Raw genomic sequence first — 352 nt, 5'->3', positions numbered from 1 at the left:
CGTCGCGTTGACCCGGCAGGCGCCCGAACCCGCGGTGGGCGACGCGGACGGAGACGGACTGGCGGAGGGGCTGGCGGAGGGGCTGGCGGACGGGCTGGGCGACGGGCTGGGCGACGGGCTGGGGCTGGTTCCGGGACCCTGCCCGATGCTGCCGGGGACGGACTGGAGTGCCGCGTACCAGGCGGCGGCCATCTTGTCGTAGCCGTTCGCGGTGGGGTGGATGCCGTCGATGAGGTCGCCGGTGGTCAGCTTGCTGTGCATGTCGACCAGGTGGACGTGCTTTCCGCTGTTGGCCTTGGACTGGACGATGCCGGGGATCGCCGCGTTGAAGTTGCGGGCGGCGGCCTCCTGT

General features: G+C 72.4%; 1 pseudogene. It reads right to left on the bottom strand.

Annotation, left to right across the window (positions count from 1 at the left end):
• Positions 1–352 (bottom strand): annotated as a pseudogene (locus tag HCK04_RS41770) (hypothetical protein); the annotation flags it as partial.

It is taken from the genome of Microbispora sp. CL1-1 (assembly GCF_012034195.1).
Classification (GTDB): domain Bacteria; phylum Actinomycetota; class Actinomycetes; order Streptosporangiales; family Streptosporangiaceae; genus Microbispora.
The sequence above is the reverse complement of the archived record's forward strand: the minus strand, read 5'-3'. Positions and strand labels throughout refer to the sequence as shown.